Origin of the sequence: Litchfieldella rifensis (assembly GCF_042646605.1) — a bacterium.
Taxonomy (GTDB): domain Bacteria; phylum Pseudomonadota; class Gammaproteobacteria; order Pseudomonadales; family Halomonadaceae; genus Litchfieldella; species Litchfieldella rifensis.
Map to the genome: position 1 here is coordinate 1 of NZ_JBHRUG010000032.1, position 1,320 is coordinate 1,320.

1 protein-coding gene is annotated in these 1,320 nt (G+C 64.1%); it reads right to left on the bottom strand.

What is annotated here, in order from left to right; genetic code table 11:
* Positions 1–24: 24 nt before the first annotated feature.
* Positions 25–1,320 (bottom strand): group II intron reverse transcriptase/maturase (gene ltrA, locus ACFOEV_RS18265; protein WP_386776333.1); only part of this gene is annotated, 1,296 nt, incomplete at its 5' end.

The following is a 1,320-nucleotide window of genomic DNA, read 5'->3' on the forward strand; positions in this document are numbered from 1 at the left end:
CACACGGCTCTCCAGTCGATGGTTTCAACATCGTGATTGGCTCGCGTTCTGCCAGGCTTCCGTCATGGTGAAAAGCCCGGCGTTGGCGAAGGTCGTATTCGGCCAGCGCCGATGGTCAGCTCGGACCCCGCCTCGGCCGGGCCGCTTCTCCTGCTTGCGCAGGATGGCACGCAGCCGCCGGCGGATAAACGCATCCAATGGCCCGAACGTCCAGCGGTGAGCGTGCCTGAAGTAACCGAACCAGCCTCGGAGAACCGGGTTCAGTGAGACAATGATCTGCCGCAGACTCTTACCTGCCGTCCGGCGGGTCTTGCTCCTCACCTTGTCCTTGAAGGCCTGGAGGCTCTTCTTGCGCACCCAGCGATTCCCTGCTTCGAAGCGATAGCCCAGGAACTCGAAGCCCTGGCCCGGCTGCCGGCAATCCCCGACGTGGGTCTTGTCCGGGTGCAGCGTCAGGCCGTTGGCCGCGACCCACTGGCGGATTCGGGCGAGCGCTTCTCGCGCCTCGCGTTCGCTGGCGCAGAGAATGACGAAGTCATCGGCGTAGCGCACCATGCGGTAGCCGTGCTCGGTCATCTCCAGGTCCAGCGGGTGCAGGTACAGGTTCGCCAACAGCGGACTGATGATCGCCCCTTGCGGGCTTCCCGCGGTGGGCGTCCAGCGGTCCAGCTCTCTGACGATATCCTGTATCAACCAGGCGCGAATCAGCGATAATAAACGGCCGTCACTGATCCGTGCCTCGACCTGCGCCATCAAACGGTCATGCGGGATGCTGTCGAAGTAACCCTTGAGGTCGGCGTCTACCACCCAGGTTTGGCCAGCCTTGAGGGCGGCATCGACGTCCCGCAGCGCGTCCTGGCATCCGGTCCCCGGACGGAAGCCGTAGCTCATCGGCAGGAACTCGTGCTCGAAGATCGGTTCGATCACGCGCTTGACCGCCGTCTGGACGATCCGGTCCTTGACGGTCGGAATCCCCAAGGGGCGGGTCTTGCCGTTCCCCTTGGGGATCTCTACCCGCCGGACCGCTTGCGGGCAGTAGCGCCCCGCCGTCAGTTCGGTCTGGAGTTCCTCAAGGTAGCGTTCGGCCTGGGCGGCGAAGCGTGCCACACTCTGCTGATCGACGCCTGCCGCTCCTTGGTTCCGGTAGACCTGTAGCCAGGCACTCACCAGGGTCGGCGAGCGATACACTTTGTCGATCAGGCTGAACCATTTACGTCCTTTGACGCCGTTACCCAGCGCCGCCAACATGCGGTCCGTCCAGACTGAGCGGTCCACCCAGGGCCAATCGGCCGGGTGTGACGCCTCTTGTTTAGCCCCGTC